Here is a 24,781-nt window from a genome sequence, read left to right on the forward strand (position 1 = left end):
AAATATAAAACAATATATGAAAAATTTAGCACAGCAGATTGAAGAACTGAATGAAAATTTAGGGCATCAGCTTCCCAGAGAAGCCTTAGATGCATTCGGCAAATCCATTCAGGATTTGAGAGCCAGGAACATGGAAGGAAACAGCATCCAAACAGGCGATATGTTTCCCGATTTCAAACTGCCAAATACAAATGATGAAACGGTGCAGTTAAAAGAAATTCTAAAAAAGGGAAAAGTGATTGCAGCTTTTTTTCGTGGCAGCTGGTGCCCTTATTGCAGCCTTGAATTAAAAGCACTGCAAGACAGCCTAAAACAGATTACCGACAGAAAAGCAACCCTTGTGGCAATCTCACCGCAAAAGCTCGATTATAGCCAAGAATTAAAGAGCAATTACAATTTGGATTTTGAATTATTGACCGATAAAAACAATGCTTTGGCTAAACAGCTTGGCATTTCATTCGGGCTTCAGGACTATATCGTTCCCACTTACAGAGGTTTAGGCATTGACCTGTCGGAATACAACGAAAACGGCAACAGCGAATTGCCTATACCTGCCGTTTTTGTAGTAGATACAAATGGCAGCGTTAGGTACAAATTTGCTGATGCCAATTATATGAACAGGATAGATATTCAGGAATTGATTAAACAATTATGAACGAGATAAAAAGAAAAGGAGCAAGAAGTGCAAAGGATATTCCGACAGATATTTTAGCACAGCTAAATAGTGGTGAAATTGAAACTTCCAACCTTATGGAATGGTTAGCAGTTGACCAGCGGCTTTTATTGGAAAATTTACTTGCAGAAAATCAAAGAATGAATTATTTAAAACCCGTTCTGTCTAAAATCGACCAACTGAAAAAGCAGACTGTAAACACCATAAACGAAGCTATCGGAACAGGGATTCTTGAGCAGGCAATAAAGAATAATGATAGCGATTTCTTAACGACATTATCTCTTCACAAAGCCGATTTAGTTCGTTGCTGGGCAGCTTATACCATTGGCAAAAATGAAAATCTAAACATAAACGAAACGCTTAATCAAATTAAGCCTTTTTCAACCGATAAACATTTTGGAGTAAGGGAAATCTGCTGGCTGGCTGTAAGAGCGAAAGTCGCTCAAAATCTTACCAAAAGCATTGAAATACTTTCCAAATGGACGACAAACCAAGATGAAAATATCAGACGCTTTACCACAGAGACAACACGGCCTCGCGGCGTTTGGTGCGAACATATCGAAGAACTAAAACAAAATCCCAAATTGGCTTTGCCAATTTTAGAACCTCTAAAATCCGATTCAGCAAAATATGTACAAGACAGTGTTGGAAATTGGTTAAATGATGCAAGTAAAACACAGCCCGATTTTGTAAAGGAGCTTTGTAAACGTTGGGAAAAAGAAAGCGGTACAAAACAAACAAGGTACATTGTCAAAAAGGCATTGAGAACGGTCAATTAGTAATATTGCAACTGAAATGGCATCTCCATTAAACCATATTATTTCGGTGATACAGCGAAAAGAAAATGTCATTTCGCTGTCTGCACCTAATGCAATTGATAAAGCATTGGATGTGCTTGCTTAGCATGGAGTTGCTGTTAAGAACCAAATCTTAACTTTAGAGCATGAAAGAGAATCGAAAAGTTATGGCCGCAATTTTAAAGAGAAAACTGCCGATTCTGTCGCATCTCGAAGAATCAAATATAAAATTTTAAGCAATTTAAAATTTAGCCCGCCAGTTTGCAGAATGATTTAAACATAGATTTCCCTGGTTTGACCATCTGATTTTTTCTAAGCATATTCACAACTTCAATTCCGCTCAATGTTCTTTTGGCCGATTCAAAACTTTTGAAACCTAATCCATTTTGTATACGCCACTTTATAAAACGATGATCCTGTTCTACAATATTGTTGAGATATTTACACTGCCGGATTTTAATCTTTGAGAATGAACGTTTGTTATATACTTTGATCGCTGCGATATTAGAACTACTTTTATCAATTTTTATGACTCTTAGCCGGTAATTATTATCAATTGCTTTAATTAGAAATGACTGAGCACTCATTCTTTGTCTTTTTCTAGTCAAAAGAAAGTCAACCGTATTACCTAATTTATCTACTGCTCGATATAAATAACACCATATACCTTTTACTTTGATATATGTCTCATCCAATCTCCAACTCGCTCCCACTCTGCCTTTTATCTTCTTCATCTCTGACTCAATCAAAGGTGTAAACTTATAAACCCAGCGCTGGATCGTGGCATGATCCACAATGACTCCTCTAATCTTCATTAGTTCTTCAACATCCCGGTAACTAAGTGTAAATCTTAGCTTGAAATATACTGCCTGAAGAATTATGTATTTTGGATAACAATGACCTTTAGTATTCATCTTTTAATCGGTTTAAAGTTCTAAAGATAAAAGTTATTACCAGATGCGACAGAACCCTGCTGCAAAAATCAAAAACAGGTAAAAATACGTACATGCAAAATCAGGAATTTGTACTAATTTTAGTCTGATTTTAAAAATTTTCTATTACAAGCCGGCATTCTTAATAAAGACAAGATGCCGGATTCAGTACTCTGAGATCTGTAATTAAACCCAAACAATTATGAAAATTGGAATCATAGGAATCGGCAGCCTTACCCTTAAGCTGGCCATCCGCTCTGCCAGGGCAGGATATAAAATAACCCTGCACAATCCCCGGGGTAACAGCCTTATAAGGGAATCGGTTAAAACAATGGGCGCAACTGCGGCCCTTGGCACCCTTGAGCAGGCCGCGGCGGCAGACATTATACTTTTGTTCCTTCCAAAGGATGATCTGGAGTCTGTACTGCCAAACCTGCCTGATATGTCAGGGAAAATAATCGTACATACCAGCAGCCTGATCTTTGATCCCGGCTCGCTTTTATCGGGCATCACCCATGGTATGACCTACAGGATTACCGTCTGTTTAATTCCTGAGGCGCATATCGTAAAACTCTTTACCCCGGTGAGCCTAAAACCAGCAGTTAAAACCACAGCCCATACAAACAGGCAGGAGCTGTTTTTCATATCTAGTCATAAAGCTTCGGGAAATGGTATCCGGAATTTTCTTAAAACACTGGACTTTCTGCCCATTGACCTTACCGGTAGACTGAAGGTCCAAAATACAGCAATGAACTTAAAATCCATATCAGCGCCCCCGGCCGGCCCTTTTGCTGATCAACTGAATTAAAAATAGAGCATCCGGCGCGCAGTGTCAAAGCAAAAAAAGCCCGCCTGTGTACAGCAGGCGGGCATGAATAAAAAAAACTGAATTAAGTTAGTTAAGCTTTTGATATGGTCTGACAGAGGTTCTCCTCGCTGATAAAGGCCGCAATATACTGCTGCGCTTCATTTCGTTTACCCGCCGGGGTCTAAAAGTATTGAGATGAAACTCCTCGCCCTGGTCCCTGATATGTATAATTTCGGTGTAGCCTTTGGAAATAAGGCTTCCTTTTAATTTAATGACCCTCTGTTGCTCCTGCGGGTCCAGATCTTTTCTCACCTTGAATCGTACTTCTTTTTGCATTGTAAAAAAATCTGATGTTTATAAATGATGGTCTTTCCAGATCAAATATAATTATTAAAATGGTACGTATCAAGATCGGGGATGTTAAAAAACAAAGCCCTGCAGCTTAAAGTGCACCGTTTTGCCGCATTAAAGACAGACAGCGTAAAATCTGCAGTTATTTTTGTATTTTTGATAAAAACCAACGGCATATGTATACCCTAAAAGAAGCAGAGCAGCCTTCACAATATTATCAGGACAGGATTCTGGGAAAAGCCATTAACAAAAAAACATCAGAATCCCTTGCGATAACCGATTTAAAAATAGAAGAGCTCACAGAACAGAATTTTGATGTGATCTGCTATGCAAAATGTTCTTACAGCGTTGGCTTTTTCAGGAACATACGATCAGCGACCAAAGAATTAGGGCTCCCTGCCCCTTCACAGGTATTAGAAAACAGCCTCCAGCAGTGAAGTTTTCCCCTTGAAAATCGCATTTATTAAGCCTATGCCCATTACCGCGGATTGACTTACGTTAAGAAAAACACAATTAAAAATCTTTTTTCAGTTTCCTGTTATTTAATACGCTACATTTGTGTAAATTAAATATTTAACATGTAGGAAGGTACAGTAAAATTCTTCAATGAAGAAAAAGGTTTTGGTTTTATAACACCCACAGATGGCGGAAACGAAGTTTTTGTTCACGTTTCAGGGCTGTCGGAAAATATCCGTGAAAATGATCAGGTGCGTTATGACGTGCAGGAAGGACGCAAAGGTCCAAACGCAGTGAACGTAGTAATAGCATAATTTACTATAAAATTAGTTTATCAAGCATCTGCCTAAAGCAGATGCTTTTTTTATTTAAACACAGGCTATATGAATAAAAAAAACTCTTCATATAATGCCATGATTAAATATATCTAACGTGTTAATTCATTAATCATTCCATTGAAAATAAAACCATGAAAAGGCAGCACTGAATACCAGTACAGCCTGCCCAATATTCCCTTAGGTCTAAAAGTCGCGGCCTGGTACAATTTATTATTAATAATTTTAAATTCAAGCCACGCTTCTCCGGGCAGTTTCATCTCGGCATATAAAATTAATTTTCCTTCTTTCTTGTCAGCATATACCACACGCCAGAAATCGAGTGCATCTCCTGCATGAATTTCATGTCTACTGGTTCTTCCCCTTCTTGCTCCCACACCTCCGGCAATCTTATCCATAAAGCCGCGCAGGCTCCAGAGCCAGTCTGCGTAATACCATCCGGTTTCCCCGCCGATAGACCATATTTTAGATATCACAGCATCCCTGTCAATGATTTTTCTTTTTCTTCTGTCAATAAAGCAGTCTTTTTTAGGAACCTTTAGATAATAAGCCACACTTCCTTTAAACTGTCCGCTGATCTGTGAATCTTTCCAGCTCGAAGCCACTGCATCTTCGTTAATCTTTGTGAGTGCCCTCTGCAGCGCCATCTCGTAATTCATTGGCTTAACACTTAATAAATCATTAATCCTGCTGTCACTGCAAACGACTTCTACTTTCATACTGCTTACTAATGCCGAAGCCAGTTTAAAAGAAGTTGAAGTAATAAAATAAAGCCAGTACGATGACAATTTTGGCGTCATGACCGGCAGTGTATAAATATATCTTTTTAGTTTTTTTGCCCGGGCAAACCCCAGGAGCATTTCTTTATAGGTCAGAATATCGGGGCCGCCGATATCAAAACTTTCATTATAGGTTTTAGGGTTTAGCAGTGAGCGGATTAAAAACTCTAAAACATCCCCAATAGCAATAGGCTGGCATTTGGTATTGAGCCATTTTGGAGTAATCATCACGGGGAGTTTATTAACCAGATCACGTATAATTTCAAAAGAAGCACTCCCGGATCCCACAATAATCCCAGCCCTTAGTGTAGTGGTCGGGGTTTTTCCATTCTTTAAAATTTCCTCTACTGCTTTTCTGGATGATAAATGTTTGGATAATGATTTATCGTTTACAATTCCGCTTAAATAAATAATCTGTTTTGCGGCTGTTCTGTCTATTTTCTCCTTGAAATAACGAGCCGAAATACTTTCCAGCTCATCATAGTTAACCGCCCCTGACATGGAATGAATCAGATAATAGGCCGCATCGATATCATCAGGGATTTTTTCCACGCTTTTTGCATCTAAAAAATCAACTTCAAGAAGATGGATGTTTTTTGTATCTCTTTTGGGATAATAAAACCTGCTCTTATCCCTCACACAGCAGATTACTTCATGTCCCTGATCCAGCAGTAAAGGCAACAGCCTCTTACCAATATATCCTGTTGCGCCTGTGAGTAGAATTTTCATCTTTGTATAAATTACATTTTAAAACTGACCAGACCATAATCCATTTGAAAAATCTGGCCCGAAATTGATCCTGCCGCTTTAGAGATAAGATAATCTGCCATCTGCGCCACTTCGCGGGGTTTTAAATAATTTTTAAGCGGATGGCGCTCTATCATATTTTCTTTCATGCGCTCATTTCTGAGGATCGAAGCTGACAACGAAGTTTCGGTGATCGTAGGCGCAATGGCATTGATGCGGACTTTGGGAGCCAGTTCTGCCCCTAACGATTTTACAAGCCCCTCTACCCCGCCTTTTGCAGCTGCAATACTGGCATGAAAAGGCATTCCGAGTTTTACCGCTACGGTGCTGAAAAGCACAATCGACGGATTAGTTCCTTTTTTTAAAGCCGGCAGATAATGCTGAATGGCTTTTACAGCGCCAATAACATTAATTTCAAAATCATTTCTGAAATCATCAGCACCCAGACTTAAAATAGGTTTGAGGTTTATCGATCCCGGACAATAGATAAGGGCATCAATACTTTCAATTTCCGGAAGATCATCATGCAGAACATCAGCCCCATAATGGATTAAATTGGGATGGAAAATCTCAGGAGCAGTCCTGCTGATATTATAAACCTGCCTGTTTTCTAATTGCTGCAGCACTACGGCGCTGCCAATTCCCCTGCTGCCCCCAATAACTACTATTTTTTCCATTATTCTAAAATTTAAAGTATTGTACTTCCTTCAGATATCATCTTACTAAATAATTGATTTTCATTATAAAGATAGTGATTGTTTAACTTTTACCAAATAACATTAAACAAAATAAATCTAATTAAGTACCTTAGCACTATTACAAATGAAAAAAAGTTCGTAACAGCGTATCGATATGAATACAAAACAAAGCAGCTTTTCTGCCCTTGAACTGGACCGCATTATAGAAATGGCATGGGAAGACAGAACCACCTTTGATGCCATAAAGTTTCAGTTTCATTTATCTGAGGCCGATGTAAAGGCTTTGATGAAAAAAGAACTGAAATTCAGCAGTTATAAATTATGGCGCAAACGCGTGGAGAACTGCAGAACCAAGCATGCAGCGAAGCGTCCTTCTGAAATCGACCGTTTTAAATGCAGCAGACAGCGCGTGATTTCCAACAATAAAATTTCAAAACGAAGATGAAAAAAAGTTTCTGCATTCACAAGATATCGACATGCTGGAAAGCCGCAAAATAGCTCATCTGATCAATAGTATTGGCGGCTTTAAAAGTGTTTCGCTTATTGGAACCAAAAGCCATTCAAGAAATACGAACGTATCTATTTTTAGTTCTGTATTTCATATCGGAGCCAATCCTGCATTGATCGATGTAATTTTCAGGCCTAGTCCGCCGCAGCGCGATACTTTAAGCAATATTCTAGAATCCGGTTTTTATACCCTAAACCATATCAATGAATCGATTTATAAAAAAGCGCACCAGACTTCCGCGCGCTATGATGCCGCTGTATCTGAATTTGATGCAGTGAGCCTCACCCCTGAATTTAAAAACGGCTTTCAGGCTCCTTTTGTACAGGAAAGCCTGATTCAGATGCGAATTGAACTTAAAGAGAAAATTGATATTTCGATTAACAATACCACTATGATTATCGGCGAAATTGTTCAAATCTATATTCCTGAAGACTGCGTATCTCCAGATGGATTTGTTGATCTTGAAAAAGCCAATACCATTACCTGTTCGGGTCTGGACAGTTATCATAAAACCATACAGCTCGCCCGGCTATCTTATGCAAAACCCGATAAGGAAATTACATCATTGCTTTAAAATTGAATAAAAAAAAAGTTAATATTATGTGGTTCAAGCGTGATCTTCGTTCTACAGATCATGAGCCCCTTTTTATGGCGCAGCAGGAGAATATCCCGCTGCTTTTGCTTTATTTCTTTGAGCCTTCAATAATGACACGTAACGATTCAAATGTGCGCCACTGGAGGTTTGCGTATGAATGCTTAAAAGAAATGCAGTCTAAACTAAAATCAATTGGGGCGCATATCTATTATTTTCATGATGAAGTGCAGCCCGTTTTTGAGCAGTTTTGCCGTATTTACGAAGTTCAAACAGCCTTTTCGCATCAGGAAATTGGCACTAAAATCACATTTGACCGCGATATAGCCATGCAGTCCTTTTTTGACATCCAAAGCATTTTGTGGAAACAATCCCAGCTGCATGGCGTAATTAGAAAACTCAAATCAAGACAGGGCTGGGATGAGCGCTGGGAAAAGGTAATGCGGGCTGACCCAAAAATGATCGACCTGAATACTTTTAAATTTGAAGATTTAGATGCAGGTTTTTATCAAAACCTAAAGGGAAAAACACTTTCCGAAGCTATTACAACTCATAATAAAAACTTCCAGCAGGGCGGTGAATACTGGGCGTGGCGTTATTTAAAAAGTTTTGCCGAGGAAAGACACGTTAATTACAGCAGGCATATTTCCAAACCCGGTCTGAGCCGAAAAAGCTGCCGCAGGCTCTCGCCTTATCTGGCCTACGGAAATATCAGCATGCGGATGGACTATCACTATACCAATCAGTTTTATCAAGGTTCACCCAACCAGAAAGCCATGCTTAACTTTGTTTCCAGACTGCATTGGCACTGTCATTTTATGCAGAAATTTGAAAGCGACTGCCGTATTGAATTTGAAAACATAGACCCGAGCTTTGATGTACTGATAAAACCTAAAATTGAAAATTACATTAAAGCCTGGCAGAAAGGGCAAACAGGCATTCCCATTGTCGATGCCTGTATGAGGTGCTTAACTGCAACGGGATTTATCAATTTTAGAATGCGAGCCTTGGTAGTGTCCTTTTTTGTTTTTAATCTCTGGCAGGACTGGCGCCAGCTTCATTTTTTAGCGCTGCAATTTCTGGATTATGAACCGGGAATCCATTATCCGCAGCTGCAGATGCAGGCGGGCGTGACCGAAACGGGAACTATTAGAATCTATAATCCCATTAAAAACTCTGATCAGCATGACAGTGAAGGGATTTTTATTAAAAAATGGATTCCCGAACTCGCTAATATCCCTCCCCTCTTAATTCATGAGCCCTGGAAGTTAGGTTCGATTGATCAGCAGCTCTACGAATGTGAAATTGGAAAGGATTATCCGTTTCCGATTGTGGATATTGAAGAAACCAGAAAATATGCCAGTGATGCTATCTGTAGTATCCGAAAAAAACAAGAAAATATTCTCTAGCCATTTTTATGCGAAAAGTAAAAAAAGAAAACCTGCCAAGTAAAATCTGTCCGGTCTGCAATCGTCCTTTTTCATGGAGAAGGAAATGGGAAAAGGTCTGGGATGAAGTTAAATATTGCAGTGATAAATGCAGAATACACAAATAATATGGGCAGTAAAACTTTAAGGCTGATTCTGGGCGACCAATTGAACTGCAATCATTCATGGTTTGAAAAAACAGACGATTCTGTTACCTATATAATGATGGAAATCCGGACAGAAACGGATTATGTCACACACCACATTCAAAAAATAGCGGGCTTTTTTGCCGCAATGCGCCAGTTTTCCAGTTTCCTGGAATCCAAAAAACATCAATGTATTTATTTGAAAATAAACGATCAGGACAATTTACAGTCTCTTGAAGAAAATCTGTTTTTTATTATACAAAGAGATCATTACACAAGATTCGAATATCAGCTTCCAGATGAATATCGGGTAGATTTGATATTGAAAAATATTACTTCACAACTTTCTGTTGCTTTTAAAGTTTATGATACCGAGCATTTTTTCAGTAACCGTGATGAACTCGGAAAATTCTTTGAAGGAAAAAAAACTTTTTTGATGGAAAGCTTTTATCGTACCATGTGAAAAAAACATCAATTGCTGATCTCTGGAGATAATCCGATCGCAGGCCAGTGGAATTATGACGATGAAAACAGAAAAAAAATGCCTAAAAATCATAAGCCCACCACGCCTTTCGTTTTTAATAATAATGTTTCTGAAATAGTGCAGGAGATTTTAAAAACCGATATTAAAATGGAGTTGATACCTTTTTTGCGACTAAACGCTTAGGCAGTGTTTATCTGAGGCAGTAAAAAATGAGGATATATTGCCTAAAATTTCTGAATGGCAACTAATTTTATTCCTGCTAATTTTAACAGCATGAAAAATACAAGGAGAACCTTTACTTTAGGCTTCAAGATTCTGGCCGCATCCATGAGCATCCACTGCGGAAGAGTCTGTGACGTGGCAAGAGAACTCAACATCAGTACAAGTACCCTTCAGCACTGGAAGAAGCTTTACCAAGAAGGCAGATTTACCATAAAGAAAACTTCAGCTGAAATATCCCATAAAAATGAGCTGAAGAAGCTTCGGAAACAGATAAAAGAATTAGAAATTGAAAGGGACATCCTAAAAAAGGCTCAAAATATCTTCTCCAAGAGCGGCGGGTGAAATATGAATTCATCAGAGAAAATGCTGAAATATTTCCTGTCGAGAAGATGTGCCGGATTTTTCAGATTCACAAAAGCAGTTTCTTCCGATGGAGGAAAAGAACACCCACTGCAAAGTCTGTACGGAAAGACCATATAATAAAAGAAATTATAAGAATTTACCACTGGAGCCAGTGCCGGTACGGAAGCCCGAGAATTGCTAAAGAATTAGATTCCATCGGGATAAAAGTTTCCAGAAAATTTGTCGGGCAGATTATGAAGGAAAACCATCTGAGAAGCATTGCTAAATCTAAATATAAAAAGACTACAAACCCAACCCGTAATAACAGATCAGCAGAAAACAGATTAGAACAGATTTTTAAGGCAGCCAGAAGAAACGAAATCTGGGTATCTGATATAACCTACATCGAAACAGATGAAGGCTGGATCTATCTCACTGTGGTAATAGATCTTTTTGACCGTAAAGTGATCGGCTGGTCAATCAGCGAAACAATGAGAGCAAAAGATACCAGCATCACCTCTTTAACGAAAGCTCTTTTAAATCGTCCATTGCAGAACAATCAGGAACTACTCTTTCACTCAGACCAAGGAAAGCAATATGCCTGCCGTGAGTTTATTGCTCTATTAGACACAAATAAAATAACCCAAAGCATGAGCCGAAAAGGAAACTGCTATGATAACGCGATAGCAGAAAGCTTCTTCAAGACATTAAAAGTAGAACTGGTATACCAAAATAAATATAAGACTAAAGAGAAAGCAGAAAAATCAATAACCGATTATATCGAGAACTTTTACAACACCTGCAGAAGACATTCTGCACTCGGAAACTTAACGATCGAAGAGTTTCAGAATCAGCAGGCAATTAAATAATAGCTTTTCTTATGATGCTAGAGTTAAACTGGGTGCACAATCGATGCATTTAGATTTAACAAGAACTGATAATACTGTATTAAAACAATTTGAAGGCTCAAGTTCGAAACATTACTACTTATGATTGTTTATCTGGGAAATGAAGGTGCTCCAGAAAATGGAAAAATAGCTAAAAGAGTACCATAAAGAGAAAATTAACGGTTAGCACTGCAATGCGCCAGCTCTTGTATAGTGATACAGGCTTGATATTGTATTGAAAAATCACTGGCATCCTTAGTTCTGCGAAAACTGTATATAAACTAATGCCCCAGCGGCTGCTGTCATAATTATTAATGCCGCAAAACCGATACTGTTTGTAATCCATCCATTGACATTGGAGCCCATTATTTTTTTATTATTTGCTATGTGCAGGATCATCGCAATCAGCACCGGGGCAGTGAGTCCGTAGAGAACTGCCGTATAAATCAATGACTCAATGGGAGTAATTCCCATATAGTTCAAAGATAAACCAAGAAGCAGTGAAACGGCTATTATAACGTAAAATGCTTTTGCTTCATGAAACTTTTTTCCAAGTCCCTGCTCCCAGCCGAATGTTTCAGTAATGATATAGGAAATAGAACCGCTCAGTACAGGAATTGCGATAAGCCCTGTTCCTATTACCCCTGCTGCAAAAAGAAGATAAGCCAGGTTTCCGGCTAATGGCTTTAGCGCCAGGGCGGCCTGCTCAACGGTATCAATCTGATTGATGCCGCTTTTAAACAAAACAGTACCTGCCGTTAGAATGATAAAGTACATCACAAAACCTGAAACTGCCATTCCAAAATCGATATCCTTATTCATCTGACGGATCAGCTTTTTGTTTACAATCAGGTGCCTGGCCGTGCTTTCTTCAACTTCCACCGATGCCTGCCAGAAGAAAAGATAGGGGGAAATAGTAGTGCCGAGTATGCCTACTATAATGGCCAGAAACTTCCTGTCCAGCTTAATTTCGGGAATAAATGTAGCTTTGAGGATTTCAATAAAATCCTGCCTGTAGAAAAACGGGACAATAAAATATACCAGCATCACAATGCAGAGGTACTTTAAAACCGAAGCAATTCTCTGATAAGGCAGATAGATCATCAGTCCTAAAAGAATTATTGTAAAGAGGACACTGAAATAACCCGCATCAACAACCGGAAACAGCAGGTTTCCTACAGCCCCCATTGCCGCGATATCGGCCCCTATGTTCATCACAATGGCAGGAAAGCTGAAAACCAGCATCAGGTACAATACAGCTCTGGGATAATGTTTTTTTAGGGTTCCTGTAAGGCCATGGGATGTGACCAGACCAATTCTGGCGCACATCTGCTGAATGGCAGCCATCAGGGGAAATGCAATAAGGGCCGTCCATAATGTGGAAAGCCCGTATGCCCTATTTATGAAAATAGAAAAAGCAACGGTGCAAGAGAAGAACATCAACATAACATAATCCCCGAAAATTGGTATTTTGAAAGTAATATCCTTTATTTCTGCTTTTGGGCCAGTTACGTAAAAAATAAATTACCTTTATCCGGCATTACCACTTTATAAGAAATTAAAATTTATTTAAGCTTTAAATCCAATCCTATGAGCCAAGAAGAATTACTGGTACTAATCCGCAAAAAAGATGAAAGAGCTTTCACCCATCTCTACGATATGTACTCAAAAAGCTTATTTTCGGTCATAAATGTTCTAGTAAAAAACCGGGAAGAAGCCGAGGATGTCCTGCAGGAAGTCTTTGTAAAAATCTGGAAAAACATCGATAGTTACAGTGAAAGCAAGGGCAGGTTCTACACATGGATCCTTAATATTGCAAGGAACACATCTATTGACAAACTGCGGTCCAAAAATTTCAACAACAACCAAAAAAACCTTTCTTCGGATAATTTCGTAAATCTATTAGATGATAGCAACAAGCTCACAAACAGAATTGATTCTATAGGAATTCAGGAATTCGTAAAAAAACTGAAACCAAAATGTATCGAGATTATTGATCTGCTATTCTTTAAGGGATATACCCAGCAAGAAGCATCGGAAGAGCTTGCCATGCCGCTGGGCACTATCAAAACACAAAACAGAAACTGTATCAACGATTTAAGAAATTATTTAAAGATATAATGGAAGATAAGGAATATATTGAATCAGGCATTTTAGAACTTTACGTTTACGGCCTGCTGACAGAAAAAGAGAACCTGGAAATTGCCGAACTTGCTAGAAAAAACCCTGAGGTTGAAAGTGAAATCATTGCTATAGAAAAAGCTGTTTCAGCCTTATCATCAAGCTTCTCACCTTTCCATTCGGTTGCCAATTTCGAGAAAACAAAAGCGCTTTTAGAGCTTAACGATGGTAAAGTTATCAATATAAAATCAGCATCAAACCGTTCGCAGTACTTGAGCTGGTCGGCTGCCGTATTACTGCTCTTAGGTTTTGGATATCAGACTTTAGAACTGGCAAAATCTAAACAGGCAGTCTCTGAGGCTGGAGGCGAAAAAAATAAAATTGAAAGAGAATATGCTTTTTTAGACCAGCAGAATAAACAGACTGAGAAAAATCTGAGCATTGTGAGAGACATTAAAAACACAAGCGTTATTCTGGGCGGACAATCAGTATCTCCGGCATCATTTGCAAAAGTGTATTGGAACAAAGAAACAAAAACGACTTATATCGACGCGGCAGGTCTCCCAAACCCTCCAAAAGGAATGGTTTACCAGGTTTGGTCTTTAAAACTAAGTCCGGTGCTTACACCGACAAGTATTGGTCTGCTGGATAATTTTGAAGAAAACTCTCAAAAAATCTTCGCTGTAAGCCAAACCGATTCAGCTGAAGCTTTTGGCATCACGTTGGAACCTGCAGGAGGAAGCCTTACTCCTACAATGGAGCAGCTTTATACTTTAGGAAAAGTCTAATTCCATAAAAAGTCCTAACTAAAAAGCGCATATTGATACTATTCAATATGCGCTTTTTGGGATTCAATACTGCACTCTGGCGGAATTTTACCCAAACCCCTTAGCCATTGTAAAAAAATCTAAAATCATCGTCAAATTTTGATTTGAATAGTTTCTAATAGTTTAATTTTTTGCAGCCTACGTAGAATTTTAAAGCCTGCTTTCAATAATTAGATATTTTCGACTGATACTTTATTTGATTAAAAAGTTTAAGTTTAACATTTTTAGCGTTTAACGCCGACGATGTTTATAAACCATTTTTGACCAGCAATTTCAAATAGTAATCTTTCAACTTGAAAAATTAGATAAAGTACGTTAAAAGTTAACAGAATTCGAACGCCAAAAATGGAATAGACCCCATACTCCCTTTTTTAAAATTTCTAGTAATTGAAATAATGAAACCCCATTAAATCGTTAACTATTTATCATTTATTGAATTTTCCACTCTCACTCTCTGATTATCAATTATTGCTCAGCTGAGGCAGAAAATTAGTTTACTTCTCAAGCGTTTGGTACGCCGGCCTGCCTTTTTTATAACATGGATCAATGACGTGAGGCAATTTATAGTAAAAAAGCTAATTATAAAATTAATTAGTCTAACTTTACCAAATGAGGAATTGATTACTCCCATGCAGAATTAAGTAAACATTTTTTGGAAGATTATGTTTATGGACAAGCCCGTCGCAGCGTGCAGCGCAGCTGGCGGGTTCTATTTTTGTAACTTGCTTCAGAACTTTGCTGTAAGTTTGAAACTGAAGTTGATTAAGCATTTATGACAGATTGATTTTGTATTTTTCTTCTATTGGTGAAGAAGCCTTATTCGGTGCAAGCTGTCCTATCTGAAATACTTTTTCAATGAATTCAATGCTTTGATCCACTGAAGTGTTTTCATTTTTTAAATGGCTGGCAAAATGGTTTGTTAATTTTTGAATAATTCTTGAACTGATTAAATCCATCTGTGCATCATCAAAATGGGTTGTTTTCTTTTTTTGAAAAGCAAATTCTGCTGATACAATATCATTTAGCTTGGATTTTAAGGCATGGATAGTCGGAGCACATTTTCGGCCGTTCACCCAGGTATTCAGTTCTAATTTTAGATCATCAATAATGGCTTCCGCAGCAGGAATATGCTGTTTTCTCTTTTCCAGCGTGTCATCAGTAATTTGAGATAAATCATCCAGATGTATTAAAGTTACACCGGAGATTTCTTCTACATTGGTATCTACATTGCGCGGGATGGATAAATCCAGAATCAATAAGGGTTTCTGTAAAGCAAGCGATGTTTTGTCAATAGTGGGATTTTGTGCTCCTGTAGCTACAACCAGCACATCAGCCTGCTGCAGTTCCTGTTTTAAATCAGCATAATCTTTTACAATAACATTCAGCTTGCCGGCCAATAATTCGGCTTTGTTTTTTGTTCTGTTTATAAGGGCAATATGGCTGTTTTTAGTATGTTTTACTAAGTTTTCGCACGTATTTCTTCCTATTTTCCCCGTTCCGAATAACAAAATATTTTTGTTTCCAATATCGGCCACATTTCGGATAATATACTGCACTGATGCAAAAGAAACTGAAGTTGCACCAGAAGAAATTTTCGTCTCAGTTTTAACTTTTTTGCTCGCTTGAATAACAGTATTTACCAACCGGTCCAGAAATGTATTGACCAAACCTTCCCGTTTACTATTGCTAAAGGCGGTTTTAATCTGGCTGATGATTTCAAAATCACCCAGAATCTGACTGTCTAAACCTGTTCCTACCCGGAACATGTGGCTGACAGCTTCTTCATTCTTATATATATAAGCAGCCTGCTGAAATTCTTCTACAGAGCCATTGCTGTTCTCGCAAAGCAATTTGATGAGTTCATAAGGATGATGGGCAAAACCATAAATTTCAGTTCTATTACAAGTAGAAGTAACAATCAAAGATTCTATACCATCTGCTTTAGCTTGTAATAATAAATAAGATTGTGCTTTAGCATCTAGACTAAATTTTCCTCTGATAACTGCATCTGCTTTCTTGTAGCTTAACCCCAATGCATAAAAAGTGGAGGATCTGGACATATTAAAATTTTCCATATTTATGTTTTCCTTAAAAGGTTCAAAAATTATTGCCTGCAGAATTTATATAACAGCGCCGGAAGTGCTTTTTACATCACTATGGAATAAATGGATTTAAACTGCGGTTTTATATAATTTCCAAGTATTATAAAGCTGACAGGTTTTGAAAAATATTTATATACTTCAAATAGTATTGAAATATAAAACGCTGCCTTTTTCAGGCAGCGTTTTGAGAAAAAATTTATTTTTGAACTATAGGAGTTCTCAATGATTCTAAAACAGCAACAATATCAGTATAAAGTTCTGTATTTGAAGCAACGCCATTCGCATTGGCCGCAGCTCCAACATATCCTTCAAATTTTGTATAATCTGCACTGCTTGATTTTGTTCCCATACGAGGATTTTTTGCAGGATCATGCGCAGCTGACATACTCAAACCAGAATATGTATTTACAGCATTTGTTCCTCCCGTATTAAACGAAAAGAAATCAGTAAGGTTATCTGATAACTTAGCAATATTGGTAGACTGGGTAGTTCCAGTTTCTGCTAATAAAGGGGCAAAATGTGCCTGCAGATTACCTGACGCGTTCGATTGGATATCAGCAACAATCAATCCGATAGTTGAATTTACCACTTTGCGGAAACTCAAACGTCCCTGCTCGATCATCTGGCCGGAATTATCAGGATCAGAAACCATTTTAGTTCCGCCTAATCGCTCGTAGATAGAAGCCTTAACCGGTGCTGGGGTTTCGTCGTCATTACTGCTGCAGGAAATCATAGCTGCCGATGCAGCAATTAGTACACTAAGTGTAAGTTTTGAATAAACTTTCATAAATTTAAGGTATTAAAGGGTTAATTAAAAAAACGATTTATCTTTTGAGACAGTCTATAGCTCAAACTATTTTGATTCATTGGACACACTTCTTTGTCTGCTAAATTTGCTGGTAAAATATAACGCTGCGCATCATAACGTCCTTTAGCCATCAGCTCGTTGAAAACTTTCTCAGAGTTTGTAATTTTATTATTGTGGAAGTACACCACAACATTTCTTTTAACGATGATAGAATCTGATGTCAGGCCTTTTATGCTTCTCAGGTCGGCACAGATTTTTCTGGCCTGCAGAGAATCGATGTCTGATTTAAAATCGATTCTGCTTACCTGAAGATTTGGGGTGTCATAAACGGGCGGTTTGGCCGTTATAATGTGAAAAAGCAAAATCGCGGCAAACAGTACAAATATTCCACTTAGAATAAAAAGTCCTTTTTTGATTATTTTATTAGTTTTCATAATTTTTTTATGCTTTTAAAATTATCTACGTGTACTTCATCAATGCGGTTTTAGAAATAGCAGCAAATCGATCAATTTAGAATTATTATAAATACAGAAATTACCTAATAATTTAATTATAAAGGAGATACTAGAAAACTCTGGCAAGATTAAATCCAAAAAATATATCTCCTTTTGTCCAGTCGCCGGTGGTTCTTCCAAGATATCCGGCTTCATCAATTGCCTGGGAACTGGTAAAATGCATTTGAAAAACGTGTCCGCCGGTTTCTAAATCAAAACCTATAGATAGCGGATTTTTATAAAGTGAATTTGGCGCTCTGTTTAAATGCGCCGCATAATCCATATTTAAAGACCAGCGCTTAGCGAATTTATATCTACCTCCAAATCCTATCGCATATTGCGTATTACTTTGATCTACGTCTTCAACAAAATTTTGATGAAAGAATGACGGAACAATTTCTAAAGAGAGCTTTTCAGAAAATTTTCTTGAAATCAGCAGCTGCGCAACATAAGTCAGCCTGTCTTTAAATTGAAGTTTCGGATACAGACTTTCTTTTAATGTGTTATTAATAGACAAACTATTAAAACCAGCAATAGTAACAGGGAAACCGTCTTTTATTTGAGGAAACAGCATATATTTTGTTGCAAAGTCATAAGCAAATTCACTTCGGGCTGCACTTACATTAAATCCATTTGTTAAACCGTAAATAAATTTTATTTGTGTATTGGCATTATCCAATCCGTAGAAACCTTCAAAACCATCTTTAATAGAACCAAATCGGTGTGCAACAACAAAATACAAATCCCCTTTTGCGGCCAATTTTGTAGACTCAAGATTAACGATTTTTAAGGCTTTGAATGCAGATGTCACTTTTTCTTTTGCAGAAGGAGTTTCTACTCCGGACAGCAAATCGGTTTGAGAGAAGGTTAATAGCGGAAATAAAAAAAGTAATAGAATAAAGTTTTTCATGAGGTTAGTTTTAAATTGTTATTTGTATTAGTGTACAACTGAAGATTGGTCTATTTTAAATTCCTGGAGCAATTCGTCATATCCTAAAAAACGCCCTTTAATTTTTAGGGTTTTTCCAGATATAATATTTTGCGGCAAACCGTTTTTGAATGTCACAAATATTTTTTCGCTCATAACAATTCCATTACTGACTTTATCAATACTTGTTACTCGTGCAGATAATTCAATTGTTTTGTCCTGATATTTGATGTAAGCCAGACTATCGTTTGAAGTAAACTCTCTTTCTAGTTCGTTAACGGTTACAACATAATCGGCAGTTTCTGATTCTATATTTCTATGCCCTTTGTAGATGTAGAGGTACGCCGAAATTCCGATTATTATAAAAAGGGAAATTGTAATTAGTATTTTTTTTCTCATAACTGGTTTTTAGTATTTCAAATTATCTACGTTAAAAAATACCTATTGGATTTAAAACATTAAATATGCCTCTTGCCAAATCTGTATTATTCTTTTCAACGTATATGATTTTGAAATGCCTGATGATCCTTAAAAAAATCATGCATTTATTTATAACTAAAAACCAGCCTTATGAATTTAAAAACCCTTTTCGCCATCTCATCATTAGCATCAATTTTTGTAAGTTGTGCCAACGATGATCCAAGTACTTTAATTGACTCTACACCAATTAATGGTTTGGCAACATACAACCAAAATGTAAAATCTATTATTGATAATAACTGTGTTGTATGCCATGCGGCAGTTCCTAAAAATGGCGCGCCAATGTCTTTAGTTACTTATGAACAGGTGAAAAATGCAGTTTTAAACCGAGGATTGCTTACACGAATTTCTTTAGAAAATGGAGATAGTTCCTTAATGCCGCAAGGTGGACCAAGATTGCCTCAAGCTACTATCGACATTATAAATAAATGGAATCAGGATGGATTATTAGAAAAATAATCTATAACAGCAACATGAAGAAAATCATAATAATGCCAATGCTATTGGCTTCTTTTATTGTTTTTTCACAGGAAAAAATAGTAACAAAATCTGCAACAATAACTCTGGAAGCTTCAGTACCTGCTTTTCAGCCGGTTGCAGGAACTAACAGCAATGTAACTTTTGTTTTGAATCCCGCAACTGGAGAAGTGGCTAGTCTTGCCTTAATGAAAGGATTCCAGTTTGAAATGACATTGATGGAAGAACATTTTAATGAAAATTACATGGAAACCGATAAATATCCAAAAGCAGTTTTCAGGGGACAAATTGAAGGTTTCGACATTAAAAGTCTAACAGAAGATTATAAAGATTACACCATAAAAGGAAAACTAGAAGTACATGGAAAATCCAAGGATATAAGTGTCGATGCAAAAATTACAAGATCGGGTTCCAGATTCACCCTTATATCTGATTTTGAAGTAAATGCAAGTGATTTCAACATTCCAATTCCAGCGCTTATTAAATATAAACTGGATAATAAAGTCAAAATTCAAATTATTGCAGTTTTAAAATAAGACTTCGCAAAACAGGATGATTTTATAAAAAAATAAAGGCGAAATAATGAAAAAAACAATACTTATTGCAATGCTGTGTGTTTGCGCCATTGGCGTATCACAAGAAAAAATGGTCAGTAAATCAGCAAAAGTTACTTTTGAAGCTTCCGTTCCTTCTTTTGAAGAAGTTAAAGCAGTAAACAAGAATGTTACTTTTGTTTTGAATCCAGCAACAGGAGAGATTGCAAGTTTGGCCCTGATGAAAGGTTTCCAGTTTAAGGTTGCTTTAATGGAAGAACACTTTAATGAAAATTACATCGAAAGTGACCAATATCCAAAAGCAGTATTTAAAGGAAAAATAGAAGGATTTGATCTTCAAAGCCTAACAGTAAATCCCAAAGATTTTATCATTAAAGGTACATTAGAACTTCACGGAAAATCCAGGGATATAAATACTGCTGCAAGGATAAGCAGATCATCATCAGGGATTAGCATTTCATGTAATTTTAGTGTAAATGCTAGTGATTTTAATATTCAAATTCCAAATTTGGTTAAAAGTAAGCTTTCCAATAAAATAAATATCCAGGTTGCCGCAGTCTTAGGGTCCAATAGGCAATAACCGCCTAAAAACTATCTTGAAAAGTCAATAATTTTTTATATAAAAAAAATGCAGGAAGAAATAAAAATTGAGGACGGCCTTACCCTTATGCGGTTTCAGAACGACAGTTCAGAATCTTTTTTTGCACAGCACGAAATTAGTGCTGGCCTGTTACAGTTTCATTTCGGACTAAAAGGCAATAGCAGATTTTTATTCACTCAGAGTAATTATGCTTTAGAATTAAAAGAGGAAAAATCCCTGATTTTGTGCAATCTGCAGAAACAGTCATTGCTTCATTTAGAGCTTTCTCCAAATTCATGGGTGATTTCAGTTATTGTTTCGATTGAGAAATTTCATTCATTATTTTCTGTTGAAGCAGATTATATTACTATTTTAAGCCCCGATAATAAGAAAAAAAAGGATTATACCGAAGGGAACATTAGTCCTTCGATGGCTATTGTTTTGAGACAGTTGTTTCATTACAGCCTTCATCCCTCCCTAAAGAACCTTTATTATAAAGGAAAAGGATACGAATTGTTGAGTTTGTATTTCAATAAAATGGAAGATCCAAACGCAGGACAATGTCCATTTTTGATCGATGAAGATAACGTCCTGAAAATCAGAAAAGCCAGAGAAATCATTATCGCCAATATGGCCGAACCACCAGGATTACAGCAATTGGCAGATGAAATTGGACTGAACATGAAAAAATTAAAAATAGGTTTCAAACAAATTTACGGAGATACCGTTTATGGTTTTCTGTTTGATTACAAAATGGATTTCGCCAGAAAACTGCTTGACAGCGGTTCCTACAATGTAAATGAAGTGGGGCTTAAAATAGGTTACAGCACCGGAAGCCACTTTATTGCGGGATTCAAGAAAAAATTTTCCACAACTCCAAAGAAATACCTGATGTCTGTTAATACCAAATTTAAAACAGCGTCGATTTTGTAAATTACAGCATAAATAAAATTGATTTTTCCTTTTTCTAAAAGGCAGCCAATACTATTTTTAGCATCAATTTAAACAACAAATACTTAAAGCCTGAAGCTTAAAGTAAAAAAGCCAAAAAAAAAATGAAAGGTGTATTATTAGTAAATTTAGGATCTCCCGAAAGCCCGACACCAAAAGATGTAAAGCCCTATTTAGATGAATTTTTAATGGATAAATATGTGATCGATGTTCCGTATTTACTAAGAGCTTTATTAGTCCGAGGTATCATCTTAAGAAAAAGACCCAAAGAATCGGCACATGCTTATGCAAAAATCTGGTGGGATGAAGGTTCGCCCCTTGTGGTGCTTTCAGAAAGAATGCAGAAAAAAGTACAGCCTTTGGTAAACGTTCCGGTTTCTTTGGCAATGCGTTACGGAAGTATGACTATTGAAAAAGGACTGCAGGAACTGCATGAAAAAGGCGCAACGGAAGTACTGCTTTTTCCGCTGTATCCGCAGTATGCAATGGCTTCGACTTTGACTATTTTAGTAAAAGCAGAAGAAATTCGTAAAAAGAAATTCCCACACATGACTTTTACAGATGTTCCTGCGTTTTACAATAAACCAGATTATATAAGGAATCTGGCGGATTCAATTCAGAAACATTTAGCCGGATTTCAATACGATCATTTGTTATTCTCGTATCACGGAATCCCGGAACGTCACATCCGCAAAACAGATGTAACTAAATCACATTGCAAAATTGATGGCTCTTGCTGCAACACGCCTTCGGCTGCGCATGATTTTTGTTACCGTCATCAATGCTATGAAACAACCAAACAAGTTGTAAAATTATTAGATCTTCCTGAAGACAAATACAGTCTTACTTTTCAATCGCGATTAGCTGGAGATAAATGGCTGGAGCCTTATACTGATATTGAAATTGATAAAATGCCGGCAAAAGGAATTAAAAATCTGGCTGTTGTAACACCTGCTTTCGTTTCGGATTGTTTAGAAACGCTCGAAGAAATTGCCATGCGCGCCAAAGAAGATTTTGAGAAAAATGGAGGAGAAAATTTCATGGCTATTCCCTGTTTGAATGACGACCAGAAGTGGTGCCAGACTGTTAGCAGCTGGATTAATGAGTGGGCTGAATAATGCTATAATAGCAATAGGCAATATTGGAGTTTTCATTATTAATATATCAATTCGCCCCTTGTATCCATTTTAATTTATTTTTTTACCTCTTTTAAAACCAAAAAGAATATTAAAGCGTAAATGACTTTATAACTTAAAAAAAGTAATTATGAAAACTAGAAAATTTTTAGCAGCAGCAATCCTGGCATTAGGATTTGGATTGACATCATTTGCACAAAAAACAGTAATGGTTGGTGGAGCAGATATGTATCCTAATAAAAATATTATAGAAAATGCGGTAAACTCAAAGGATCATACCACCTTGGTAGCAGCAGTAAAAGCAGCAGGATTAGTTGAAACTTTACAAGGTAAAGGTCCATTTACTGTTTTTGCACCAACAAATGAAGCATTTAGTAAATTGCCGGCTGGAACTGTTGAAACATTATTGAAACCTGAGAATATTAAATCATTACAAACTATATTGACATATCATGTAGTAGCCGGTAAAATGAATAGTTCTGATATTGCAAAAGCAATAAAAGCTGGTAAAGGAAAAGCTTCTTTAAAAACAGTTAGCGGCGGAACTCTAACTGCCTGGATGGATGGAAAAGATTTGTACATTAGTGACGAGAGTGGCAATAAAGCTAAAGTTACAATTTCAGATGTAAATCAATCTAATGGTGTCATACATGTAGTGGATACAGTACTGCTTCCAAAAATGTAGTTTGCTGAAAATAAATTACAATTAAGCCCTGAAATTTCAGGGCTTTTTATATAATTACTATGCGACAAAATATTAATATTCAGTTGTATAAGAGATTTTGATTACCATTTTATTGCCACCTCAAAACTTTAAATGTAAGGAATTGATATCTTTTTTTTTTACAAAAAATTAAGGCTGTCTCTTTTTATTTTGGGTAAAATAATACATAAAACTAAATATATTTCTGCTTCAATCCCCAACAGGACATCTAAACCAAATTCTTAGTGCCGCTAAAAGACAGTACCTACTTCCAGTAAGCCAATCTCTTCAAATCTTCCACAAAATTTATAGAAATTTGTCCCGTAGAGGTCCCCCGACAGGACATACAAATCGATTATTTTTTATAACTAGGTACTAGTTAAACAGTAAAAAAACGAATAAAAAGAGTCAGTTTAGAAATGGACTTAAATTAAGATAATTCAATATTATTAATTACATATCCAGAAATTAAATTTCCATATTGTAATCACCCAATCTCTAAAAAAGATTTTTTTCCTCTTGAGTTTTCGTTTTCAAATCTTGAAATAATGTAATCATATTTAAAACTGTAAATATGTTAAACGAAAAGTTCAATCTGAAAAATCTGTGTAAGTGACAATTCCATTTAACCGTAAATATTAAGTATTTTTGGTATATTTGTAGTACAAAAAAGAATAATACTACTGTCAGTTATTCGTTAGTGTTTTAATTTTTGTGCATGATTTATTGAAATAGTAAAATTGAATTTGGGTGCAGAATCGGTGCATTAGGTTCAAGACATTTATAAATACGTAGCAAAGACGGGATCTAAACACATAAAGTTCGAATCCTGCTCTCCCCACAAAAAGGGTAAAAGAAGTAAAAAGGCAACTTTTTCAATCTTTTCAAAAACCTCAAAAAACATGGTAAAACCTGCAAATCGTAAGATTCGCAGGTTTTTTTGTTTTACGGCATTTTTCAAATTTTATAAAAGTACTCAAAAGTTTAGGTTGGAGTTACCTTCAAATTTGCCACAAAAAGCTAAGGCAGTTTTTATAACTTTTTTTTTGTAAAAATAAGACTGCGTAAAAACACCTAATTTATTCGAATTAAAATTTTGTATGATGATTCTTAATAAATAAATTATATATTAGCCTTAAGTAGGAAACTTAACAAATTAGGAAACTACAAGTAAACTGGGATTCAATTAAAAACTTTAAAAATGATTGACCAAAGTATAAATGCTTGTGTGGTAGCGCAAACTGGATTTGCATTGCAGCGAAATACTGCTTCATATTTATTATTAAGTAAGTGGAGTTGCCATCAAACTCACCACAAAAAACTAAGGCAGTTTTTGTAAAAAGAAGTTAACGGCTTGTTTTTTTGACGCTATAGTTCATAAATGGAGGCATAACTTTTTTACCACAAAACCTTGAGGCCGTCAACCACCATTTTAT

At 36.6% G+C, this 24,781-nt stretch carries 27 protein-coding genes and 2 pseudogenes; 20 read left to right on the forward strand and 9 right to left on the reverse strand.

The genetic code is table 11. From position 1 onward, the window contains the following. Window positions 1–16: 16 nt before the first annotated feature. Together G3A47_RS17810 and G3A47_RS17815 are read left to right on the forward strand one after the other, a co-directional pair. On the forward strand, window positions 17–655 hold the full coding sequence (locus G3A47_RS17810) for a peroxiredoxin-like family protein (protein ID WP_070906627.1): 639 nt from the start codon (window positions 17–19) through the stop codon (window positions 653–655). Next, window positions 652–1,452: a DNA alkylation repair protein gene (locus G3A47_RS17815; protein WP_070906628.1), complete on the forward strand. Its 801-nt coding sequence runs from the start codon at window positions 652–654 to the stop codon at window positions 1,450–1,452. The genes G3A47_RS17810 and G3A47_RS17815 overlap by 4 nt, the downstream gene beginning before the upstream one ends. Window positions 1,453–1,718: 266 nt before the next feature. Here G3A47_RS17815 and G3A47_RS17825 read toward each other — a convergent pair whose 3' ends face one another. Beyond that, window positions 1,719–2,384 (reverse strand): IS6 family transposase, encoded by a 666-nt coding sequence (locus G3A47_RS17825; protein WP_070906629.1) that lies wholly within the window; start codon window positions 2,382–2,384, stop codon window positions 1,719–1,721. A gap of 220 nt (window positions 2,385–2,604) precedes the next feature. Here G3A47_RS17825 and G3A47_RS17830 point away from each other — a divergent pair, with 220 nt between their 5' ends. The 3 genes and pseudogenes from G3A47_RS17830 to G3A47_RS17840 form a co-directional block, all read left to right on the forward strand. After that, entirely contained in the window at window positions 2,605–3,210 is a 606-nt protein-coding gene (locus tag G3A47_RS17830) for an NAD(P)-binding domain-containing protein (RefSeq protein ID WP_166924795.1), read from the forward strand. Window positions 3,211–3,737: 527 nt separating this feature from the next. Continuing rightward, entirely contained in the window at window positions 3,738–3,998 is a 261-nt protein-coding gene (locus G3A47_RS17835; RefSeq protein WP_070906631.1) for a hypothetical protein, read from the forward strand. A gap of 147 nt (window positions 3,999–4,145) precedes the next feature. After that, window positions 4,146–4,331, forward strand: a pseudogene (locus G3A47_RS17840) (cold-shock protein); the annotation flags it as partial. Window positions 4,332–4,444: 113 nt separating this feature from the next. On the opposite strand, the gene G3A47_RS17845 reads toward G3A47_RS17840, so the two are convergent. Together G3A47_RS17845 and G3A47_RS17850 are read right to left on the reverse strand one after the other, a co-directional pair. After that, window positions 4,445–5,860, reverse strand: coding sequence for an SDR family oxidoreductase (locus tag G3A47_RS17845; RefSeq protein WP_070906632.1), 1,416 nt, complete (start codon window positions 5,858–5,860; stop codon window positions 4,445–4,447). Between the two features lie 11 nt (window positions 5,861–5,871). Further along, window positions 5,872–6,555 (reverse strand): SDR family NAD(P)-dependent oxidoreductase, encoded by a 684-nt coding sequence (locus G3A47_RS17850; protein WP_070906633.1) that lies wholly within the window; start codon window positions 6,553–6,555, stop codon window positions 5,872–5,874. A gap of 175 nt (window positions 6,556–6,730) precedes the next feature. Between G3A47_RS17850 and G3A47_RS17855 the strand changes: the two genes are divergently transcribed. The 7 genes and pseudogenes from G3A47_RS17855 (at window position 6,731) to G3A47_RS17885 (ending at window position 11,166) form a co-directional block, all read left to right on the forward strand. After that, window positions 6,731–7,021, forward strand: coding sequence for a TIGR03643 family protein (locus G3A47_RS17855; protein WP_070906634.1), 291 nt, complete (start codon window positions 6,731–6,733; stop codon window positions 7,019–7,021). Between the two features lie 31 nt (window positions 7,022–7,052). Continuing rightward, window positions 7,053–7,658, forward strand: a complete 606-nt coding sequence (locus G3A47_RS17860; protein ID WP_070906635.1) for a flavin reductase family protein — start codon at window positions 7,053–7,055, stop codon at window positions 7,656–7,658. A 2-nt stretch (window positions 7,659–7,660) separates the two neighbouring features. After that, window positions 7,661–9,085, forward strand: a complete 1,425-nt coding sequence (locus G3A47_RS17865) for a cryptochrome/deoxyribodipyrimidine photo-lyase family protein (protein ID WP_166924796.1) — start codon at window positions 7,661–7,663, stop codon at window positions 9,083–9,085. Window positions 9,086–9,093: 8 nt separating this feature from the next. Next, window positions 9,094–9,231, forward strand: coding sequence for a DUF2256 domain-containing protein (locus tag G3A47_RS17870; RefSeq protein WP_083342491.1), 138 nt, complete (start codon window positions 9,094–9,096; stop codon window positions 9,229–9,231). A gap of 1 nt (window position 9,232) precedes the next feature. Beyond that, window positions 9,233–9,916, forward strand: a pseudogene (locus tag G3A47_RS17875) (cryptochrome/photolyase family protein). Between the two features lie 54 nt (window positions 9,917–9,970). After that, complete coding sequence (locus G3A47_RS17880; RefSeq protein WP_243860499.1) at window positions 9,971–10,297, forward strand: transposase; 327 nt, start codon at window positions 9,971–9,973, stop codon at window positions 10,295–10,297. Then, window positions 10,294–11,166 (forward strand): IS3 family transposase, encoded by an 873-nt coding sequence (locus tag G3A47_RS17885; protein ID WP_166924798.1) that lies wholly within the window; start codon window positions 10,294–10,296, stop codon window positions 11,164–11,166. Before G3A47_RS17880 ends, G3A47_RS17885 begins: the two co-directional genes overlap by 4 nt. Before the next feature lie 273 nt (window positions 11,167–11,439). Here G3A47_RS17885 and G3A47_RS17890 read toward each other — a convergent pair whose 3' ends face one another. Further along, a complete protein-coding gene (locus tag G3A47_RS17890; RefSeq protein ID WP_166924800.1) occupies window positions 11,440–12,630 on the reverse strand; it encodes an NRAMP family divalent metal transporter in 1,191 nt (396 codons plus the stop codon). 144 nt (window positions 12,631–12,774) lie between these two features. Here G3A47_RS17890 and G3A47_RS17895 point away from each other — a divergent pair, with 144 nt between their 5' ends. Then, window positions 12,775–13,305 (forward strand): RNA polymerase sigma factor, encoded by a 531-nt coding sequence (locus G3A47_RS17895; RefSeq protein WP_166924802.1) that lies wholly within the window; start codon window positions 12,775–12,777, stop codon window positions 13,303–13,305. Beyond that, a complete protein-coding gene (locus tag G3A47_RS17900) occupies window positions 13,305–14,093 on the forward strand; it encodes an anti-sigma factor (RefSeq protein WP_166924804.1) in 789 nt (262 codons plus the stop codon). The genes G3A47_RS17895 and G3A47_RS17900 overlap by 1 nt, the downstream gene beginning before the upstream one ends. Window positions 14,094–14,902: 809 nt before the next feature. On the opposite strand, the gene hemA is transcribed toward G3A47_RS17900, so the two are convergent. The 5 genes from hemA to G3A47_RS17925 all read right to left on the reverse strand — a co-directional run bounded on the left by hemA (window position 14,903) and on the right by G3A47_RS17925 (window position 18,863). After that, window positions 14,903–16,207: a glutamyl-tRNA reductase gene (gene hemA / locus G3A47_RS17905; protein ID WP_166924806.1), complete on the reverse strand. Its 1,305-nt coding sequence runs from the start codon at window positions 16,205–16,207 to the stop codon at window positions 14,903–14,905. Between the two features lie 223 nt (window positions 16,208–16,430). Further along, window positions 16,431–17,021 carry a globin family protein gene (locus tag G3A47_RS17910; protein ID WP_095955078.1) on the reverse strand — a complete coding sequence of 197 codons (591 nt, stop codon included), beginning with the start codon at window positions 17,019–17,021 and terminating at the stop codon, window positions 16,431–16,433. A gap of 20 nt (window positions 17,022–17,041) precedes the next feature. Further along, the gene (locus G3A47_RS17915; RefSeq protein WP_166924808.1) at window positions 17,042–17,476 is read right to left on the reverse strand and encodes a hypothetical protein; all 435 of its coding nucleotides are present in this window, start codon (window positions 17,474–17,476) and stop codon (window positions 17,042–17,044) included. 130 nt (window positions 17,477–17,606) lie between these two features. Then, window positions 17,607–18,446, reverse strand: coding sequence for a DUF5777 family beta-barrel protein (locus G3A47_RS17920; RefSeq protein ID WP_166924810.1), 840 nt, complete (start codon window positions 18,444–18,446; stop codon window positions 17,607–17,609). Window positions 18,447–18,473: 27 nt separating this feature from the next. After that, window positions 18,474–18,863 (reverse strand): OB-fold protein, encoded by a 390-nt coding sequence (locus G3A47_RS17925; protein WP_166924812.1) that lies wholly within the window; start codon window positions 18,861–18,863, stop codon window positions 18,474–18,476. 171 nt (window positions 18,864–19,034) lie between these two features. On the opposite strand from G3A47_RS17925, the gene G3A47_RS17930 reads away from it, so the two are divergent. From G3A47_RS17930 to G3A47_RS17955, 6 genes are all read left to right on the forward strand, one after another. Beyond that, a complete protein-coding gene (locus G3A47_RS17930) occupies window positions 19,035–19,403 on the forward strand; it encodes a hypothetical protein (protein ID WP_053471238.1) in 369 nt (122 codons plus the stop codon). Window positions 19,404–19,417: 14 nt separating this feature from the next. Further along, on the forward strand, window positions 19,418–19,957 hold the full coding sequence (locus G3A47_RS17935) for a YceI family protein (protein ID WP_166924814.1): 540 nt from the start codon (window positions 19,418–19,420) through the stop codon (window positions 19,955–19,957). Window positions 19,958–20,003: 46 nt separating this feature from the next. Continuing rightward, entirely contained in the window at window positions 20,004–20,555 is a 552-nt protein-coding gene (locus tag G3A47_RS17940; RefSeq protein WP_166924816.1) for a YceI family protein, read from the forward strand. A gap of 48 nt (window positions 20,556–20,603) precedes the next feature. Further along, on the forward strand, window positions 20,604–21,488 hold the full coding sequence (locus G3A47_RS17945) for an AraC family transcriptional regulator (protein WP_166924818.1): 885 nt from the start codon (window positions 20,604–20,606) through the stop codon (window positions 21,486–21,488). Window positions 21,489–21,610: 122 nt separating this feature from the next. Next, window positions 21,611–22,624, forward strand: a complete 1,014-nt coding sequence (gene hemH, locus G3A47_RS17950) for a ferrochelatase (protein ID WP_166924820.1) — start codon at window positions 21,611–21,613, stop codon at window positions 22,622–22,624. A gap of 148 nt (window positions 22,625–22,772) precedes the next feature. Next, on the forward strand, window positions 22,773–23,327 hold the full coding sequence (locus G3A47_RS17955; protein WP_166924822.1) for a fasciclin domain-containing protein: 555 nt from the start codon (window positions 22,773–22,775) through the stop codon (window positions 23,325–23,327). The last annotated feature ends 1,454 nt before the right edge of the window (window positions 23,328–24,781 follow it).

It is taken from the genome of Flavobacterium poyangense, assembly GCF_011751075.1.
In the GTDB taxonomy this organism is placed as follows: Bacteria; Bacteroidota; Bacteroidia; order Flavobacteriales; family Flavobacteriaceae; genus Flavobacterium; species Flavobacterium poyangense.

Bases quoted from the DNA above. Each gene is read 5' to 3' on its own strand.
- G3A47_RS17810 (WP_070906627.1), top strand. From the start codon at position 17: ATGAAAAATTTAGCACAGCAGATTGAAGAACTGAATGAAAATTTAGGG.
- G3A47_RS17925 (WP_166924812.1), bottom strand. From the start codon at position 18,863: ATGAGAAAAAAAATACTAATTACAATTTCCCTTTTTATAATAATCGGA.
- G3A47_RS17855 (WP_070906634.1), top strand. From the start codon at position 6,731: ATGAATACAAAACAAAGCAGCTTTTCTGCCCTTGAACTGGACCGCATT.
- G3A47_RS17900 (WP_166924804.1), top strand. From the start codon at position 13,305: ATGGAAGATAAGGAATATATTGAATCAGGCATTTTAGAACTTTACGTT.
- G3A47_RS17830 (WP_166924795.1), top strand. From the start codon at position 2,605: ATGAAAATTGGAATCATAGGAATCGGCAGCCTTACCCTTAAGCTGGCC.
- hemA (WP_166924806.1), bottom strand. From the start codon at position 16,207: ATGGAAAATTTTAATATGTCCAGATCCTCCACTTTTTATGCATTGGGG.
- G3A47_RS17815 (WP_070906628.1), top strand. From the start codon at position 652: ATGAACGAGATAAAAAGAAAAGGAGCAAGAAGTGCAAAGGATATTCCG.
- G3A47_RS17955 (WP_166924822.1), top strand. From the start codon at position 22,773: ATGAAAACTAGAAAATTTTTAGCAGCAGCAATCCTGGCATTAGGATTT.
- G3A47_RS17940 (WP_166924816.1), top strand. From the start codon at position 20,004: ATGAAAAAAACAATACTTATTGCAATGCTGTGTGTTTGCGCCATTGGC.
- G3A47_RS17825 (WP_070906629.1), bottom strand. From the start codon at position 2,384: ATGAATACTAAAGGTCATTGTTATCCAAAATACATAATTCTTCAGGCA.
- G3A47_RS17895 (WP_166924802.1), top strand. From the start codon at position 12,775: ATGAGCCAAGAAGAATTACTGGTACTAATCCGCAAAAAAGATGAAAGA.
- G3A47_RS17915 (WP_166924808.1), bottom strand. From the start codon at position 17,476: ATGAAAACTAATAAAATAATCAAAAAAGGACTTTTTATTCTAAGTGGA.
- G3A47_RS17890 (WP_166924800.1), bottom strand. From the start codon at position 12,630: ATGTTGATGTTCTTCTCTTGCACCGTTGCTTTTTCTATTTTCATAAAT.
- G3A47_RS17945 (WP_166924818.1), top strand. From the start codon at position 20,604: ATGCAGGAAGAAATAAAAATTGAGGACGGCCTTACCCTTATGCGGTTT.
- G3A47_RS17880 (WP_243860499.1), top strand. From the start codon at position 9,971: ATGGCAACTAATTTTATTCCTGCTAATTTTAACAGCATGAAAAATACA.
- G3A47_RS17935 (WP_166924814.1), top strand. From the start codon at position 19,418: ATGAAGAAAATCATAATAATGCCAATGCTATTGGCTTCTTTTATTGTT.
- G3A47_RS17930 (WP_053471238.1), top strand. From the start codon at position 19,035: ATGAATTTAAAAACCCTTTTCGCCATCTCATCATTAGCATCAATTTTT.
- G3A47_RS17920 (WP_166924810.1), bottom strand. From the start codon at position 18,446: ATGAAAAACTTTATTCTATTACTTTTTTTATTTCCGCTATTAACCTTC.
- G3A47_RS17910 (WP_095955078.1), bottom strand. From the start codon at position 17,021: ATGAAAGTTTATTCAAAACTTACACTTAGTGTACTAATTGCTGCATCG.
- G3A47_RS17860 (WP_070906635.1), top strand. From the start codon at position 7,053: ATGCTGGAAAGCCGCAAAATAGCTCATCTGATCAATAGTATTGGCGGC.
- hemH (WP_166924820.1), top strand. From the start codon at position 21,611: ATGAAAGGTGTATTATTAGTAAATTTAGGATCTCCCGAAAGCCCGACA.
- G3A47_RS17870 (WP_083342491.1), top strand. From the start codon at position 9,094: ATGCGAAAAGTAAAAAAAGAAAACCTGCCAAGTAAAATCTGTCCGGTC.
- G3A47_RS17835 (WP_070906631.1), top strand. From the start codon at position 3,738: ATGTATACCCTAAAAGAAGCAGAGCAGCCTTCACAATATTATCAGGAC.
- G3A47_RS17845 (WP_070906632.1), bottom strand. From the start codon at position 5,860: ATGAAAATTCTACTCACAGGCGCAACAGGATATATTGGTAAGAGGCTG.
- G3A47_RS17850 (WP_070906633.1), bottom strand. From the start codon at position 6,555: ATGGAAAAAATAGTAGTTATTGGGGGCAGCAGGGGAATTGGCAGCGCC.